Source organism: Chryseobacterium cupriresistens (assembly GCF_046614675.1).
GTDB lineage: Bacteria > Bacteroidota > Bacteroidia > Flavobacteriales > Weeksellaceae > Chryseobacterium > Chryseobacterium cupriresistens.
Map to the genome: position 1 here is coordinate 369,660 of NZ_JBKKJT010000005.1, position 15,316 is coordinate 384,975.

At 35.7% G+C, this 15,316-nt stretch carries 16 protein-coding genes; 7 read left to right on the forward strand and 9 right to left on the reverse strand.

Annotated features, from left to right (window positions below; genetic code table 11):
* Position 1: 1 nt before the first annotated feature.
* On the reverse strand, positions 2 to 571 hold the full coding sequence (locus tag ACLI50_RS16105) for an acyltransferase (RefSeq protein WP_202841688.1): 570 nt from the start codon (positions 569 to 571) through the stop codon (positions 2 to 4).
* A gap of 53 nt (positions 572 to 624) precedes the next feature.
* On the opposite strand from ACLI50_RS16105, the gene ACLI50_RS16110 reads away from it, so the two are divergent.
* Genes ACLI50_RS16110 through ACLI50_RS16120 form a run of 3 tightly spaced genes read left to right on the forward strand, consistent with a single transcriptional unit; the run spans position 625 to position 2,615 of the window.
* On the forward strand, positions 625 to 1,596 hold the full coding sequence (locus ACLI50_RS16110) for a 3-oxoacyl-ACP synthase III family protein (protein WP_411414217.1): 972 nt from the start codon (positions 625 to 627) through the stop codon (positions 1,594 to 1,596).
* A 27-nt stretch (positions 1,597 to 1,623) separates the two neighbouring features.
* Positions 1,624 to 1,857 carry a phosphopantetheine-binding protein gene (locus tag ACLI50_RS16115; protein ID WP_047380387.1) on the forward strand — a complete coding sequence of 78 codons (234 nt, stop codon included), beginning with the start codon at positions 1,624 to 1,626 and terminating at the stop codon, positions 1,855 to 1,857.
* Entirely contained in the window at positions 1,857 to 2,615 is a 759-nt protein-coding gene (locus tag ACLI50_RS16120; protein WP_343639686.1) for an SDR family NAD(P)-dependent oxidoreductase, read from the forward strand. Before ACLI50_RS16115 ends, ACLI50_RS16120 begins: the two co-directional genes overlap by 1 nt.
* A 1-nt stretch (position 2,616) precedes the next feature.
* Here ACLI50_RS16120 and ACLI50_RS16125 read toward each other — a convergent pair whose 3' ends face one another.
* From ACLI50_RS16125 to ACLI50_RS16140, 4 genes are all read right to left on the reverse strand, one after another.
* Positions 2,617 to 3,774: a glycosyltransferase gene (locus tag ACLI50_RS16125; protein WP_202841684.1), complete on the reverse strand. Its 1,158-nt coding sequence runs from the start codon at positions 3,772 to 3,774 to the stop codon at positions 2,617 to 2,619.
* A 33-nt stretch (positions 3,775 to 3,807) separates the two neighbouring features.
* The gene (locus ACLI50_RS16130; protein WP_202841683.1) at positions 3,808 to 3,999 is read right to left on the reverse strand and encodes a hypothetical protein; all 192 of its coding nucleotides are present in this window, start codon (positions 3,997 to 3,999) and stop codon (positions 3,808 to 3,810) included.
* A gap of 5 nt (positions 4,000 to 4,004) precedes the next feature.
* On the reverse strand, positions 4,005 to 4,499 hold the full coding sequence (locus ACLI50_RS16135) for an acyltransferase (protein ID WP_411414218.1): 495 nt from the start codon (positions 4,497 to 4,499) through the stop codon (positions 4,005 to 4,007).
* Positions 4,500 to 4,672: 173 nt separating this feature from the next.
* A complete protein-coding gene (locus tag ACLI50_RS16140) occupies positions 4,673 to 5,509 on the reverse strand; it encodes a glycosyltransferase family 2 protein (protein ID WP_411414219.1) in 837 nt (278 codons plus the stop codon).
* A 309-nt stretch (positions 5,510 to 5,818) separates the two neighbouring features.
* Here ACLI50_RS16140 and ACLI50_RS16145 point away from each other — a divergent pair, with 309 nt between their 5' ends.
* From ACLI50_RS16145 to ACLI50_RS16160, 4 genes are all read left to right on the forward strand, one after another.
* Complete coding sequence (locus tag ACLI50_RS16145) at positions 5,819 to 6,589, forward strand: class I SAM-dependent methyltransferase (protein ID WP_202841681.1); 771 nt, start codon at positions 5,819 to 5,821, stop codon at positions 6,587 to 6,589.
* 88 nt (positions 6,590 to 6,677) lie between these two features.
* Positions 6,678 to 7,706: an acyltransferase family protein gene (locus tag ACLI50_RS16150; protein WP_202841680.1), complete on the forward strand. Its 1,029-nt coding sequence runs from the start codon at positions 6,678 to 6,680 to the stop codon at positions 7,704 to 7,706.
* 201 nt (positions 7,707 to 7,907) lie between these two features.
* Entirely contained in the window at positions 7,908 to 9,341 is a 1,434-nt protein-coding gene (locus ACLI50_RS16155; protein WP_411414220.1) for an MBOAT family O-acyltransferase, read from the forward strand.
* A 1-nt stretch (position 9,342) separates the two neighbouring features.
* On the forward strand, positions 9,343 to 10,260 hold the full coding sequence (locus ACLI50_RS16160) for an SGNH/GDSL hydrolase family protein (protein WP_411414221.1): 918 nt from the start codon (positions 9,343 to 9,345) through the stop codon (positions 10,258 to 10,260).
* A gap of 45 nt (positions 10,261 to 10,305) precedes the next feature.
* Here the strand turns inward: ACLI50_RS16160 and ACLI50_RS16165 are convergent, their stop codons facing one another.
* The 4 genes from ACLI50_RS16165 to ACLI50_RS16180 form a co-directional block, all read right to left on the reverse strand.
* Positions 10,306 to 11,247 carry a glycosyltransferase family 2 protein gene (locus tag ACLI50_RS16165; protein WP_411414222.1) on the reverse strand — a complete coding sequence of 314 codons (942 nt, stop codon included), beginning with the start codon at positions 11,245 to 11,247 and terminating at the stop codon, positions 10,306 to 10,308.
* Positions 11,248 to 11,455: 208 nt separating this feature from the next.
* Positions 11,456 to 12,394, reverse strand: a complete 939-nt coding sequence (locus ACLI50_RS16170) for a glycosyltransferase family 2 protein (protein WP_411414223.1) — start codon at positions 12,392 to 12,394, stop codon at positions 11,456 to 11,458.
* Positions 12,394 to 14,190 (reverse strand): asparagine synthase (glutamine-hydrolyzing), encoded by a 1,797-nt coding sequence (asnB, locus tag ACLI50_RS16175; protein ID WP_202841670.1) that lies wholly within the window; start codon positions 14,188 to 14,190, stop codon positions 12,394 to 12,396. Before asnB ends, ACLI50_RS16170 begins: the two co-directional genes overlap by 1 nt.
* 202 nt (positions 14,191 to 14,392) lie before the next feature.
* Complete coding sequence (locus ACLI50_RS16180) at positions 14,393 to 15,316, reverse strand: glycosyltransferase family 2 protein (RefSeq protein ID WP_411414224.1); 924 nt, start codon at positions 15,314 to 15,316, stop codon at positions 14,393 to 14,395.

Below are 15,316 nucleotides of genomic sequence, written 5' to 3' on the forward strand. Positions count from 1 at the left end.
TTTATTTAATTTTTCTTGCTTTCTTATACTTGTGAGGAAGATTTTCTTTGATATAGGCATCCAGCTTTTTTCTGTCTTTCTCCAGTTCACGGGGATATTCCGGGTTGTTTTTAAGAACAATGTCACCATAGTCTTCAATAGTGCACAAAAATTGAGCCGGGTTTCCAATAAAGACCGTATTGTCTGGCATAGACTGTGACAATACAGAGTTGGCACCCAAAATACAGTTGTTTCCAATTTGTACATCCTGCATAATAACAGCATTAAGACCAATAGTACAGTTATTTCCGATTTTTATTCTTCCCAGTATTCTTGCATCTTCATAGCCCGGAAGTTTTCTGAGTAGAGTAGTCGTTCCGCCATGGTTTACAAATCTTACATCTCCGGCAATGTTGACATTATCACCAATTTCGATAAGGTAAGGTTCAGTTCCGAAATACACTTTATCAGGCATATTAAAGTTTTTTCCTACTTTCATCCCTCTGTATTTAGCCACTTCAAGGCTGGCTCTATTCAAAAAAGAATGATAGAGGGAGTCTATTTTTAATAAGATTCTGAATATAAAAATCATCACAAGTGTAAATTTGTTTTCGTTACTTTTGCAAAGAAAGAGAATTTATTAATATGATGAAAATTTCAAAAATAGAATATTATCTTCCTCAGCAGGTGTTAACTAACGAGGATCTTGAAAAGCAGTTCCCTGAATGGAGCTCCGAACGTATCCAGGAGAAAGTAGGTATTTCCCAGCGCCATATTTCTTCTGACAGCGAAACCGTACTGGATATGGCTGTGCAATCTTCAGAAAAAATTTTCGAAAACTATGACAGAAACAAGGTAGATTTTATTTTGTTCTGCACTCAGAGTCCGGAGTATTTCCTTCCTACTACGGCCTGTATTTTGCAGGACAGATTGGGGCTTAGAAAAAATATCGGAGCTATAGATTTTAACCTAGGCTGTTCAGGATTTGTTTATGGATTAGCGTTTGCAAAAGGATTGATTGCTGCTGGAATTGCAAAAAGTATTCTCTTGGTTACTTCAGAAACGTACACCAAACATATTCATCCTGATGATAAAGGAAACCGAAGCATATTCGGAGATGCCTCTGCCTCTGCTATTATTGAAAAGGCCGAGGGTAACGATTATCAGTTCTGCCTGGGAACAGACGGAAGCGGTGCAGAAAATCTTATGGTGAAAAAAGGAGCTTTTAAAAAAGACTTCGAACTGAATTCTGAACACGAATTCGGCCCCGAAAATATTTATATGAATGGCCCTGAAATTTTTAATTTTACAATTGAAAATATTCCGGGACTGGTCAAGGAAACATTGGAAGTGAACGGAATGACCATGGATGATATCGATCATTTTGTTTTTCACCAGGCCAATTCTTTTATGCTGAATTATTTAAGAAAGAAAACAAAAATACCGGCAGAAAAGTTTTATATTGACATGGAAAAAACCGGGAATACTGTTTCTGCAACAATTCCTATTGCTCTTAAAAATATGATGGATAAAGGAATGCTGAAAGAAGGAGATAAGGTTTTAATGGCAGGATTTGGAGTTGGATATTCATGGGGTGCCACTATTATGGAAATTTAAAAGAACAAACATTTAAAATTATAAAATATGAAAACATCCGTTTTTTTAGAAAAACTACAGGAAGAATTGGAAGAAGATGAAACATTGACTACAGAAACGAACCTGAAATCTTTAGAAAGCTATGATTCTATCAGTTTACTTTCTGTTATTGCTTTTGTAGACGAAAATTTCAGCAAAAAAATTGATACCAAGCATTTTAAAGATATTGAAACCGTTTCAGATCTGATGAATGTTATAGGAAAAGAAAATTTTGAGGATTAATGGATGCTTTCTCATTAAAAAATAAAATTATTCTCATTACAGGGGCTTCTTCCGGAATCGGGAGAAGCTGTTCTGTAGAATGCAGCAAAAGCGGTGCTGATCTGATTCTTGTAGGAAGAAACCGGGAAGAACTGATGAAAACTGTTTCTATGCTCAATCCGGAAACAAAAGTTGAAATTATCACTGAAGATATTACCCAATCTGAAAATCTTGAAGTAATTATTGCAGATAAAGTATCAGTTTTAGGGAAAATATCAGGGTTTATTCACTGTGCTGGTATCGAAAAAACGTTACCATTAAAAAAACACAATGCTCAGCTATATCAGGACATATTTGCTGTCAATGTCATTGCAGGACTTGAAATTGCAAAAATTTTATCTTTAAAAAAATACAAAGACGAAAACTCCAGTTTTGTATTTATTTCTTCTGTGGCAGGGATGATAGGAGAGGCAGGGAAGGCCGCTTATTCTGCCAGTAAAGGCGCAGTCATTTCTGGAGCCCGTTCTTTGGCTATGGAGCTTTCAAGAAGTAATATCCGGGTCAACAGCATTAGTCCGGCAATGGTCAATACCCCGATTTTAGAGAAAATGTTTGAAAGTATCGGAGAAGAAGCTTCATCAGAAATCATAAAAAAACATCCACTGGGAATAGGTGAACCTAAAGATGTAGCGAATGCCTGTATTTTTCTGTTGTCTGATGCCTCAAGATGGGTTACAGGCAGTAACCTTGTGATAGACGGAGGCTATTCTGCACAGTAACTTACTTTTTGTGTAGAGTTTCTATAATATTTTCTACGCTGTCAAATATTTTCTTGTTATCGAATTGATCTTCAATGGTTTTTAGATTGTTTCTGATATGGGCTATCAGTTCGTGGTCTGTCAGAAATGTTTTCATGGCTTCATACATTTCATCTACTTCATAACTGATGAGGTATCCTGTCTCACGGTCTTTGATCATAAGGCCTACATCACCTACTTCTGTTGCAATAATGGGTTTCTGAAGAATTAAAGCTTCAGCAATGACCAATGGCCATGCTTCAGATTCCGAAGGAAGAATAAAATAATCCGCTTTTTTGATATAAGGATAAGGATTCATTTGGTTTCCAACCAGAATAAATGTTTTTTCAACATTATTTTTGGCTGCCTGTGCCCTGAGGTTGTTCATTTCATCACCATCACCGATGACAATAATGTTGTGATGAAACCCTTCATCCATGAGCTTTTTATGAGCGTCAATAAGCTTGTGATATCCCTTTCTTGAATGAAGTCTTCCTATAGACGCAAAAACAGGGCCTTCGGGAAAATTGTCAAGCTTTTCTTCTGCCTTATATTTAATTTCTTCAATAGGAATAGGATTAATGATAACGCTTTCAGCGGGATATTTGAGATTCGGGTAATGCTGGTGCATCATATCTTTTATCTTGTGGGAGCAGTATACCATATGGTCGAACTGCGGAAAGCTCTTTAAAATATCCGGAACCAGAGGCTGGAATTTAGGGACATTAATTTCAGAGTGAAACCATCCGATTTTTTTTGAATTCTTATTGGTTGAATTCAGAATGGCATCATAGTCTCTGTAATCCATCCCGATCTCAATGTCAAAAGTATCGTTGATAAGACGGTCTGCAATGGCAGGGGTATTTTTCAGTTTTCTCAGCCTTATTCTTCTTTTAACGAGCTGAAGTTTCTGTAAAATAGAATTGTTGGAAAAATCTTCTTTTCCATCGGTAAGGTATATTTTTCTGATATGCTTCGGAAGTTCATCACGCAGTTTCCCCTGATTAAGAGTGAGACATACGGTGATATCAAATTTATCAGGGTTAAGATTATTGAGAATACTTAACATCACTTTTTCTACACCACCCATTTCCATTGAGCGGTGCCTGAAAAGAATTTTTATTTTCCTGTTTTCCGACATTATCTGAAAATTTTTTGTAAAGTAAAGAGTTTTTTATTTGTTTATAAAATTTCGTTTTTGATATTCCGGAAGCACAAAATCTCTCTGATGCTTTTTCTTGTCCTGCAAAAGATCATCCGGAAAATCAGTTCCGTAATCCTGGCGGACAGGTTTAAACAAATAATTATAGTAATTCCTGTATAAAGCTTCAATGTTATAAGAATTTCTAAGTCCTGGAAACTTCATCCGATTTAAAGAGAGTCGAAAACCAGATCCTGTTTGTTGATGACACGTGTGTTAGCAGGGATGTCTTTATAAATAGTGCATCCGGCACCAATAATACAATTATCACCTATTGTCACCCCTTTCAGTACGGTTACATTACTTCCAAGCCAGCAATTGTTTCCTATTTTTATGGGAGCTTTTGAAAATTCGGAAGGGTATATTTTTATTGCAGGGGACGTCTCATAGGCATGATTATGATCATAGAGTTTCACATTTTCACCGAATAAAGTATTGTTGCCTATTGATATATGTTCTAAACAGTTTATAGAACAGAAATTGTTCATAAAAAAGTGGTTTCCTATTTCCAGGACAGCATTTTTATTGATCAGGATACAGGTGTAATTTCTGAAGTCTGCAGCTGAGCCAATGCTTAGCTTTTTTAAATTGTTATCCAAAATAAAGCGGTTACCAACACCTAATCTGAGGTTTTCAAAAAAAACATTAGGATGTTTTTTCAGCAAAAACAGTTGTTTTTTCCTGTTTATTTTTTCAAAAAAATCATAGAACATATACTATCTTTTGATCATTTGGGTTATACAAATATACCTTTTTTATCTAATGTAAAAGCTATGTTTCTTTTATAAACATCCGTTTGCAGAAGTCATCCGGATTAAAACAAACAGAGGATAATGCATTATACTTCCCTATAAAAGTTATCTATTGTTCTGGTTATTTTTCTAAAAAACCTGGATATTAATGTATTTTGCTTTTTAAAAATAAAATCGGGAAGTCTCGAAATCTGTTGAATATCTGTGTTATAAAGAACTTTAATTCCTCTTCTTGTAAGGGTGTTATATAATACCTGATGCCAGTTCCTGTAAAGCTTTTCTTTTTTACCTTTATTTTGAGAAACCCCCTGTGAATGGATTCTATATAAATACAGGCTTTTATTGATAAAGACAAGTTCGCCCCTTTCATAAAGTTTCAGGTAAAGATCCTGGTCTACAGAAGAGGACAGACATTCATCAATCGTATTCCAATTGATAAATTGATCTCTTTTAAAAGTAAAAAAATGGGCGATTTCAAAATTGATATTAAAAAAAAATTTGCTTCCGTTCTTTATTCTTCCCGAGTGGGGAAACAACTTCTTGACAGTCAGATGCTCATCACATATATAAAATCTTGAATAAGTTCCTATAATATTCTGATTTGAATAGGCTTTTATGCTTTTTTCGAGGGCATCATGGGTAAGTGCATCATCAGGGTCTACAAAGCCGCATAGATCACCGGTTGCAAGTTTTATACATTTGTTCTTGGTATATCCTACCCCCCGGTTCTTTTCATTTTCATATAAAAAAAAACGCTTATCGTTGCGGATAAGTTCCCTTAAGGCATCTTTTTCCTGCTTCTCTGAGCAGTCATCTACAATAATAACTTCCCAATCGGTGTATGTCTGTTGAATAATACTTTCATAACAATCTTTGAAATAGACTGCATTATTGAAGTGGGCAACTAATATTGAAAATTTCATCTTAGGTAATTTAAATTGAGCAGATTATTCTATAGTAACTCATTTGAGTTGCTGAATTGGTATACGTTTAACGATTTTTATCAAAGAATAATTTACTTCCGGTAAGCTCAAAAGGATTTTCAGACATGTTTTAAATTTTTTTCGTTGTGTATGCTGTAAATATAGCAAAATTTTAGACTTTGAAATTAATATTAAGAAAGGTTTATCAGTCTGTCTGTACAAGGTATGCTGTCTAATTGTGACAACGTGGTAGGTTTTACAATGAAAATAAAAAAAAAACTTTATTTTTGCCTCAATAAAAACAACACAGTGATTGAAATAGGTAGAGTTCTCAAAACTTTTATAGGGTTTTTAAGACGACCCGATCTTTATCCTGAATTATGCCGGAAAATTATTAAAAATACAGTCAGTCGAGGAAATGCCTTTAAAGGCAAGGATAAAACAAACTCCTGGGCTGCAGGAAGATGCATTTCACAGGAAGATGCGGTTTCCAAGCTTTTCGGACTTGAAATCAAGGCGTTCCGTAATGAATATCAGGTGGTTTTAGACGAAGCTGCACAGAAAGAAAAAAATTGCCCTGTGAAAATGGGAGGGGCGGGAGCGCTGGAAATTATTTACTATGCCTGCGAATTTACCCATGCACAGAATGTGGTGGAGACAGGCGTTGCCTACGGATGGTCTTCATTGGCATCTCTCTTATCTCTTACAAAGAGAGGCGGCACACTTTATAGTTCAGATATGCCTTATCTGGCTCTGGATGGGGATCAGTATGTAGGATGTGTAGTTCCTGAAAACCTGAAAAGCAACTGGAAGCTCTTCCGTTTTGCTGATAGAGAATCGCTTCCTAAGATTTTTACTGAAAATGCTGTATTTGATGTTCTTCACTATGATTCCGATAAAAGTTATGACGGGAGAATGTGGGCCTATGATGAACTTTATGCGCATTTAAAAAAAGGCGGGGTTTTTATCAGTGATGATATTGGTGATAATTCTGCCTATCAGGATTTCTGTGACAAGAAGAATATAGAAACAACAGTAGTAGAATACGAGGGAAAATACATCGGAATTTTTATCAAGTAAACCGCATAAATCTGTTGTTGGAAATCATTTAATTCTGGATCATGGAAAGTTTAAATATACTTATAATATGACTGTTTAGACCGTTCTTATGAAAATACCTCAGATTACATTTACGCGGTTTATTGCGGCAATGGCAATTGTCATTTCCCATTTTAACAAAGATATGTTCCTCTACAATATAGATTACATTTCAAATGTTTTTCTGAAGGCAAATGTTGGAGTAAGTTATTTCTTTATACTTTCGGGATTTATCATGGTGGTAGCCTATCATAAGAAAGAAAGGATAGATTATTTCGATTATTACAAAAACAGGTTCGCAAGAATTTATCCGCTTTATGTATTGGGTCTTTTGCTTTATCTGGTAACAAGGTATTCCAATTTCAGCTTTTATAAACTTTTTTTATATCTGTTTGGTCTTCAGAGCTGGATTCCGGGAGAAGCAATGATCCTGAATTTTCCAGGTTGGTCTATTTCTGTAGAATTTTTATTCTATTTGATTTTTCCTGTCCTTTATAATTATTTCTATGTCAAAGGGAATAAAAGTATTTGGGTAATTACCGTCATGCTATGGATTATAACACAGATATTTTCGGGGCTGTATGTGGAATCATCTTATTATGAAGGCCCGCATACACAAAGCCATGAACTGCTTTACTATTTTCCTTTAATGCATATCAACGAATTTTTAGCAGGAAATCTGGCGGGAATATTTTTTGTGAATCATCATCAGCGTAAGAATTATGATGTACCTGTGATGATCATTTTTATCCTTATCATATTGTCACTTATTTTTATTCCTCTTTTCTTTCACAATGGCTTAATGGCTATATTGTTTATCCCTTTTATTGTTCTTATATCTAAAAATAATGGATTGATTACCAGATTGTTTTCTTTAAAACAACTTGAATATCTGGGAGAAGCGAGTTATGCCGTTTATATTACCCATATTCCTGTATTATATATACTGAGGGAAGCCATACAATGGAGCGGCCGTAACATAGGTATCGATAAGGTATTTGGGATCTATATTATTGTTTTAACCTGTACTTCGGTTTTGTTTTATCAGTTTATTGAAAAACCTTTGAGAAATTCTTTGAAAAAGATACGAATAAGATAAAAATATACTAATTTACATCAATATACCTACACACAATTATGAAATCAAAATTTACCATTCCGTATATTTTCCGGACAAGTAGAAATAAGTGTATTTCTCTAAAAACCGTCAGGCAGCTATATGAAAAAGAAATGTATATTTATTTCCGGAAGAAATCCATAGTTTCAGGAGCCTGTATCTCATAACTTTTAAAAACACATTATGTTATTCAATTCAATAGGATTTCTTATTTTTTTACCTATAGTATTCTGTTTATACTGGTTTGTTTTTAATAAGAAATATCAGAATCAAAATAAGCTTTTGCTATTGGCAAGCTTTTATTTCTATGCGTGCTGGGATTGGAGATTTTTGTTTTTACTGATGTTTTCCATTGGTTTGGATTATTTTTCAGGTATTAAGATCGAAAATAGCAGGAATAAACGTGAAGCAAAATTCTGGCTTACTTTAAGTATTGTGATCAACCTGGGATTTCTGGGCTTTTTTAAATACTATAATTTTTTTATTGAAAGTTTTGCAGACCTCCTCGGTGGTATGGGATTTAAGGTGAATATCTGGCTGCTGAATGTGATTCTGCCGGTGGGGATTTCATTTTACACTTTTCACGGGCTCTCTTATGTAATTGATGTTTATAAGAAGAGGATCCGTGCTGAACGCAGTTTTATTGACTATGCAGTTTTTGTAAGTTATTTTCCCTTACTGGTGGCAGGACCTATAGAAAGGGCAACTCATCTGCTGCCCCAGATTCAGAAAAAAAGAACATTCAGCTACGAGCAGGCCGCAGACGGGATGCGTCAGATTCTTTGGGGTTTCTTCAAAAAAATGGTGATTGCTGATAATTGTGCACCATTAGTGAACGAGATTTTTACCCATTATCAAACCGAAAGTCCTGCCAATCTTTTAATCGGAGCTGTTTTGTTTGCTTTCCAGATTTATGGAGATTTTTCAGGGTATTCAGATATTGCGTTAGGGGTTTCAAGACTGTTTGGAATAGAACTTCTCAAGAATTTTGCTTTCCCTTATTTCTCAAGGGATATTGCTGAGTTTTGGAGAAGATGGCATATTTCATTGTCTTCCTGGTTCAGGGATTATCTTTATATTCCATTAGGGGGTAGTAAAGGAGGACTGGGCATGAAAATAAGAAATACCTTTATCATTTTTCTTGTCTCCGGATTCTGGCATGGTGCCAACTGGACGTTTATAATCTGGGGCGGCCTTAATGCCTTATTCTTTATGCCACTGCTGATTATGGAGAAAAACAGAACCAATATAGAAGTTGCAGCGCAGGGAAAATGGTTTCCATCTTTTAAGGAAATCCTGCAGATACTGATTACCTTTTGTGCTACCTGTATCGCCTGGATATTTTTCAGGTCAGAATCTGTACTTCAGGCATTTGAGTATATTAAACGTATCTTCAGCCTGGAACTGTTCTCCTTTCCGGCTCAGATGCCGGTGAAAGTTTTTGCTTTGACTGCCTGTATGCTGATTATAGAATGGATTAACAGGGAACAATTCCACGGGCTTCAGATAAGAAGATTCAATCCTTGGGTACGCCGTATTCTTTACGGAATCATCATCTATATCATTCTCCGGTATGCCAATTTCGGGAATAATGAATTTATTTATTTTCAGTTTTAATATGAAAAAATTTTTATTTAAAATATCATTTTATATCATCGGAATTCTGCTCGTATTCGGAGTTTTGGGGTCGTTTGCGGATGGAAATACAGATGATAACTATATGCATTTCGCAGTAAAAAAACCACAGAATATTATCCTGGGAGATTCTAGAGGAGCTCAGGCAGTTCTTCCCCGGCTTTTAAATCAAAAACTGGGAAGAGACTTTGATAATTTTGCATTGAACGTTGTACAGTCTCCGTACGGACAAATTTATTATAAGGCATTACAAAGAAAACTGGACCCGGAAACCAAAAACGGATTATTTATTATCACTGTAGATCCATGGAATCTATCCTTGGATAAAAATGTGAAAAAAGAAGAAGATTTTCCGGAAAATCATTCTCCGTTGAAGAATATGTATTTTTATGATCTCTCCCCGAATTATGAATATCTGCTGAGAAATTACGTTCGAAGTTGGTTTAAGATTTACACAGAGAGAGAAGAAGCAGGGAGATCAAGCACCTATCTGCATAAAGATGGTTGGATGGAAGTTACGGTGAACATGCAGAAAGATTCTGTAGCGAAAAGAGAAATTGAGAAAGTAAATTTCTACAAACAATTAGCTCAGAAACAGAATATTTCCCAAGCCAGGATTAATGCCTTAGAAGATATTATCAAATTTCTTAAAAGTAAAGGAACTGTTTATCTGGTAAGAATTCCTGCTTCAGAAAAATTGTTAGCACTGGAACAGTCTTATTCACCCAATTTTAATGAAAAAATGAAAGATATCTCTAAAAAATATGGCGTTTATTTCTTTGATTTCTCTTCCAAAGCCAGGGAATATCAATACACAGATGGAAATCATATGTATAAAGAATCCGGAAAAGTATTGACCACACAAATAGCAGATTCTATTCTGTCTAAAACAAAAAGATAAGTACAATGTCCTGAATGTAGCTCAGTAGAATCTCTCAGATCCGGATCAGAATAAGTATTTCCTGAAATTAATATTATACAAGCCGGAACGGATGCTTGGATAATCTGTGACAAGATACTTTAAAATCATATTCCACTTTTTGAGGAGGGGAGCATTGGCAATTTCAAAACTACGGTGCATTCTTTTAATATGAAGTTTCATATGAGCGGGAATCGTACTTTCGTTTTCCGACCAGTCTTTCACCTCTTTCCAAAGCAAAACTCTTGTTGTAGCAGGTTTTATTTTCTTAGAATCTACCTTTGTGATCCTGTTGTCTTCATGCACACCTCTTACTGCAACCGCTTTGTCTAAAATACCCGGATAAAGATCAAGATAATAGGATAAACGGAATAAAAATTCAGTATCCTGATGCAATCTTAAACTTGTTTTGAATAAAGGATTCATCTTGCGAAGTAAAGATTCTTTCCTGATCGTCAAAGTATCAATACTAAATAAACCAAAGCTGCCCAACATATTCATTTGTCCCGGAAATACCTCTTTAGGCTCATGAATTTTGTACACCGTAGTTAAGCGATCCTGAAAAATTCTATAATACTGTTCTTTTGCCTTTTCCGAGTAATAATGTACACCCAATGCACCATAAACGCCTTCTACTTCGGGATTTTTAAATAATTCCCTTTCAGCATCAAATCTGTTGGGAAGGTAATAGTCATCAGCATCCAGAAAGGCAATGAAATCACCGGTAGCCTTTTCTATCCCAAGATTTCTGGTAGGGCCTGCACCATGATTGCCTTTGTCGGGGTGCTGATAAAGCTGAACTCTGCTGTATTTTTCAGCGAGTTGCTGACAGACCTTCAAAGCGTTGTCAGGAGACTTGTCTTCCACTAGAATAACCTCATGAACTTCATCAAATTGAAGCGCAGATTTTACTGCTTGGGAGACATATTTTTCTGCATTATAAACGGGAATGATGACTGAGATTTTCATTTTTCAATTGGAAATTATATTGTGTTTATGCGTTATCTTCTTACCGGGAGAATTTAAGCTTTTAATTTTATTTTTAAGTAATGGGTTATCTTTTTTCTGCAAAATGATATAGAAATGCGGACACCACAAGTATTTTAAATATAAAAGGAATATTGAATATCCTTCTGCTTTTAATTTTCTGAAAAATATTTCTTTAGGTTATTAAGCTTCATGAGTGCATATACGTAAAGCGGTATTGTGTTTTCAGAATATCTGGATTTTTTAAAATGGCAGCCAATAGACTCATCATTTTAGAAATTCCTTTTTTCTTCGAAAGTTCAAATGCTTTTTTCCGTAAATAAAGTTGATTTGCAGCATCTTTATCCAGGGGGACAGATCTGGACCACTCGTATAAGGAATTCCAGAAAAGGAATTGTCTGCTGTTATACTGTGGCGAGTATCGGACAATCTTGGTAATTCTGTTATCATCATGTATTCCCCTTATCGCAACGGCCTGGTTTATAATACCTGATTTCAGATGGCAGTGATAAGCCAGCTTAATGATAAAATCAGAGTCCTGATGTACGCGGAGAATATTATTAAACCTTAGCTTATTCTGATCCAGGGCAGATTTTCTGACGGTTAATCCATTCAAATGGAAAAATGTACCGAAAGTTTTCGGTGTAAGCCCGAGAAGCCCTCTGAATACTTCTTTTCCTTCTGCCGGATAGTTTACTGTTGTCAATGTATTGTCACTGAATTTAGACTGAAATTCCTTTTTCCCTTTTTCAGTGAGATATTCAACCCCTATGGCATTGAAGATCCCGTCTACCTGCGGCTCTTTAAAAAGCTCTTTCTCCGCATCAAATCTATTGGGAAGATAATAATCATCAGCATCCAGGAATGTAATGAAACTTGAGGCGGCTTTTTCAATACCCAGATTTCTTGAAGCAGCAGCACCATGGTTTCCTTTGTCAGGGTGCTGGAGCAAATGAATTCTTCTATCTTCGCCAGCTAATTCTTTGCAAATTTCCAATGAATGATCAGAAGATTTATCTTCAACTAAAATAACTTCTTTCACTTCTTCAAATTGCAGGGCTGACTGTACTGATTTTTTTAGAAAATCAGCAGCATTATATACAGGGATAATGACAGAAATATCAAGCATCAGAGAACATATTTATTATTATGGGCCCAAAGAGCAAGCTGCAATAAATTCCAGTGCTTATGGTCTTTGTTCAGAAATTTTTGGGTAGTATCAAAATCAATATAGTTAAAAACCTTTTGAGACGAATCTCTTAGAAGATCGTCGGAGAGCTTAATAAGGTTTTCTTCATTAAACCAGTTCTTAACGCTGTGTCCGAAACCTTGTTTGTGACGTTTTCTGATTGTATCTGTCCAATAATTATTCATGGATTCACGAAGGATAATTTTATCATTTTCACTGGTGATTTTCAGCTGATCAGGAAGCTGAATACAGAATTCTGCAAAATCAATATCAAGAAAAGGAGTTCTTACTTCCAATGAATTAGCCATCGCCATTCTGTCTGATTTGACCATCATATTTCCAGGGACATAATTTTCCAGATCTACTCTCATAATGTCATTCAACGAATCATGATTCGGAGTAAAGCTGTATCCCTGCTGATAATCCTGTGAACATCCCAAAAGGGCACGTTCCGATTTATTAAAAACATTTCTGACGGAATTCAGATGAAAATCCAGAATGGAGTCGTACTTTAAATTCTGTTGGGTTACGAACGAAACCGTCTTTGCTTTTTTGTAAAGGTTAAGTCCGAATCTGGCGATTAGATTTTTATAACTGAAATGATTTTTCATCATATTTTCTACCGTATAAAAATGATATCCGCCAAACAGCTCGTCTCCAACATCACCTGAAAGGGCTACAGTCAGATTTTTTCTTGCATTTTTACAGATCTCATAATGCGGAAGGTAAGAGGTATCAGCAAAAGGTTCGTCAAAGAAAGGAGAAACATGCAGTAATGATTCAGCCAGATCTTTTTTTTGCTCATGAACTTCTATATGATTGGTGTTGTATTTATCTGCAATTTCTTTGGCATATTTGAGCTCGCTGTCTTTATGGTCATAACCGAAACTGATTGTCGTCTGATGAGGTAAGAACTCATCCACAAGAGCAACTATAGATGAAGAATCCAGGCCGCCACTCAGAAAACTGCCAACCTGCACATCTGCAATAAGCTGTTTTTTAACAGCATTTTTCAGAAGGTACCGAAACTCCTCCTTAGCATCGGAGAGGCTGATCACCCTATCTTTTGACGGCAGGTTGTAATACCGTGAAACAATGACCTTTCCCTCTTTCCAGATCAGCTGATGAGCGGGCGGTAAAGTATATATATTGCTATAAATGCTCTGATAGGTGCTTACATACCCATATTGGAGATAGTTGGAAATGGCTTCAGGATTTACCTTAGGATGGATCAATCCGGATGCAAGAATCGCTTTGATCTCTGAAGCAAAAATAAATTCATTATTATTTCCGATGGCATAGTAAAATGGCTTTTCACCAAAACGGTCTCTTGCACAGAACAATTGCTGTTCACGGTCATCCCAGATGGCAAAAGCAAACATTCCCGGAAGATCATGGATGAGGTTCTGCTGCTTTTTCTGATACATCGCAAGAATGACTTCCGTGTCGGAACCTCCATGGTAAGGATATTCTGCATATTGTCTCTTAATATCCTGGTATCCATAGATTTCACCATTAAGGACAATACATTCATTTTTTGTATTGGAGAACATTGGCTGCTTCCCGTTTTCGGACAAGTCTATAATGGAAAGTCTGCGGTGGCCTAATATTGCATTATCATAGAATTCAAAGTCTGAAGAATCGGGTCCACGATGAATCAGAGAGTCTGTCATTTTTTTGATTTCCTCCTGATAATTTGCTGCATTATTGCTTATAATTCCGGCTATTCCGCACATATGCTTTTATTTTTCATCATTAATTTTATCATTTTGTAAAGCTAAATTACAATAAATTAAGGAAAGTTCGATCGGTTTAGATCAGCTGTCGACTCAAACTATTTGAATCGGCTATGTTCTGAATCATCTGTGTACAAGGGTCTGATAACTATGATTTTATTTTTGACGGATATTCATCAATATCAGCCATTGTAGATATTGATTATCTGGTGAAAGTATATTTTATAATTTTTAGTAGCTGGCTTATTCCCGTTCCGATATTTTTGGAAATGGAAAAGCGTTCAAAGATGGCTGCATAAAGCTTTCTGTTCCATACAGGAGAAACAAACTCCTTTTCGTAATAATATTTATTGATGAGCTGATCCAGGGTTTTTACTATCTGCTGGTCTGCTCTTTGATCATTATTAATCCTCTTAATATTTTTAAAGATATCAATAGAAGTTCGGTATTGTTTTTCTGTTTCTAATGAGCTGTAAACGCCACCGCTATGAAGCCGGTAAACTCCCACTACTTTATTAAAGCTTCTGCCTTTTCCAAATTCAAGGGCATGATAAAAATAGTAAAGATCCCTGTAATTGGGATAAATGTCAATCCACTTCTCATCAATACAGTCTTTTCTGATCAGATAAGTAAAAGTTTGGGTAGGGCGCTGTACAAAAAAGCTGTCCTGTGTATAATCAATATATTTCTGTCCGTTGAACATGGAGTCTTTTCCGTCTTCTGTCAGTTTATTTTCATCCTGATGGAACAGTAAATTTCTGGCGGTCACCATGACATATTCTGAATTGTTCTCAAGGAAATCATACTGAAACTGTAGCTTTTGCGGGTCAGTCCAGTAATCATCCCCTTCACAGTAGGCTAAGTATTTTCCTTGAGCCTGTGCGAATGCAAATCTTTGGTTTTCAACAAAACCGATATTAGTCTTATGATTAAAATATCGGATGATATCCGGATATTGCGTTGCAAATTCTGAAATAATAATGTCAGAATCATCCGGTGAATTATCATTGCAAATAATCAACTCAAACGGAAAGTTTGTTTTTTGGGATAGAACACCTTCAATAGCCTCCTTTAAATAGGGGGCGTGATTATAGGTGAGCATGATGACCGATATTTTAGGTTCCAT

Excerpts from the sequence above, each read along its gene's own strand:
- ACLI50_RS16105 (WP_202841688.1), bottom strand. The coding sequence starts at position 571 with ATGATTTTTATATTCAGAATCTTATTAAAAATAGACTCCCTCTATCAT.
- ACLI50_RS16110 (WP_411414217.1), top strand. The coding sequence starts at position 625 with ATGATGAAAATTTCAAAAATAGAATATTATCTTCCTCAGCAGGTGTTA.
- ACLI50_RS16115 (WP_047380387.1), top strand. The coding sequence starts at position 1,624 with ATGAAAACATCCGTTTTTTTAGAAAAACTACAGGAAGAATTGGAAGAA.
- ACLI50_RS16120 (WP_343639686.1), top strand. The coding sequence starts at position 1,857 with ATGGATGCTTTCTCATTAAAAAATAAAATTATTCTCATTACAGGGGCT.
- ACLI50_RS16125 (WP_202841684.1), bottom strand. The coding sequence starts at position 3,774 with ATGTCGGAAAACAGGAAAATAAAAATTCTTTTCAGGCACCGCTCAATG.
- ACLI50_RS16130 (WP_202841683.1), bottom strand. The coding sequence starts at position 3,999 with ATGAAGTTTCCAGGACTTAGAAATTCTTATAACATTGAAGCTTTATAC.
- ACLI50_RS16140 (WP_411414219.1), bottom strand. The coding sequence starts at position 5,509 with ATGAAATTTTCAATATTAGTTGCCCACTTCAATAATGCAGTCTATTTC.
- ACLI50_RS16150 (WP_202841680.1), top strand. The coding sequence starts at position 6,678 with ATGAAAATACCTCAGATTACATTTACGCGGTTTATTGCGGCAATGGCA.
- ACLI50_RS16155 (WP_411414220.1), top strand. The coding sequence starts at position 7,908 with ATGTTATTCAATTCAATAGGATTTCTTATTTTTTTACCTATAGTATTC.
- ACLI50_RS16160 (WP_411414221.1), top strand. The coding sequence starts at position 9,343 with ATGAAAAAATTTTTATTTAAAATATCATTTTATATCATCGGAATTCTG.
- ACLI50_RS16165 (WP_411414222.1), bottom strand. The coding sequence starts at position 11,247 with ATGAAAATCTCAGTCATCATTCCCGTTTATAATGCAGAAAAATATGTC.
- ACLI50_RS16170 (WP_411414223.1), bottom strand. The coding sequence starts at position 12,394 with ATGCTTGATATTTCTGTCATTATCCCTGTATATAATGCTGCTGATTTT.
- asnB (WP_202841670.1), bottom strand. The coding sequence starts at position 14,190 with ATGTGCGGAATAGCCGGAATTATAAGCAATAATGCAGCAAATTATCAG.
- ACLI50_RS16180 (WP_411414224.1), bottom strand. The coding sequence starts at position 15,316 with ATGGAACCTAAAATATCGGTCATCATGCTCACCTATAATCACGCCCCC.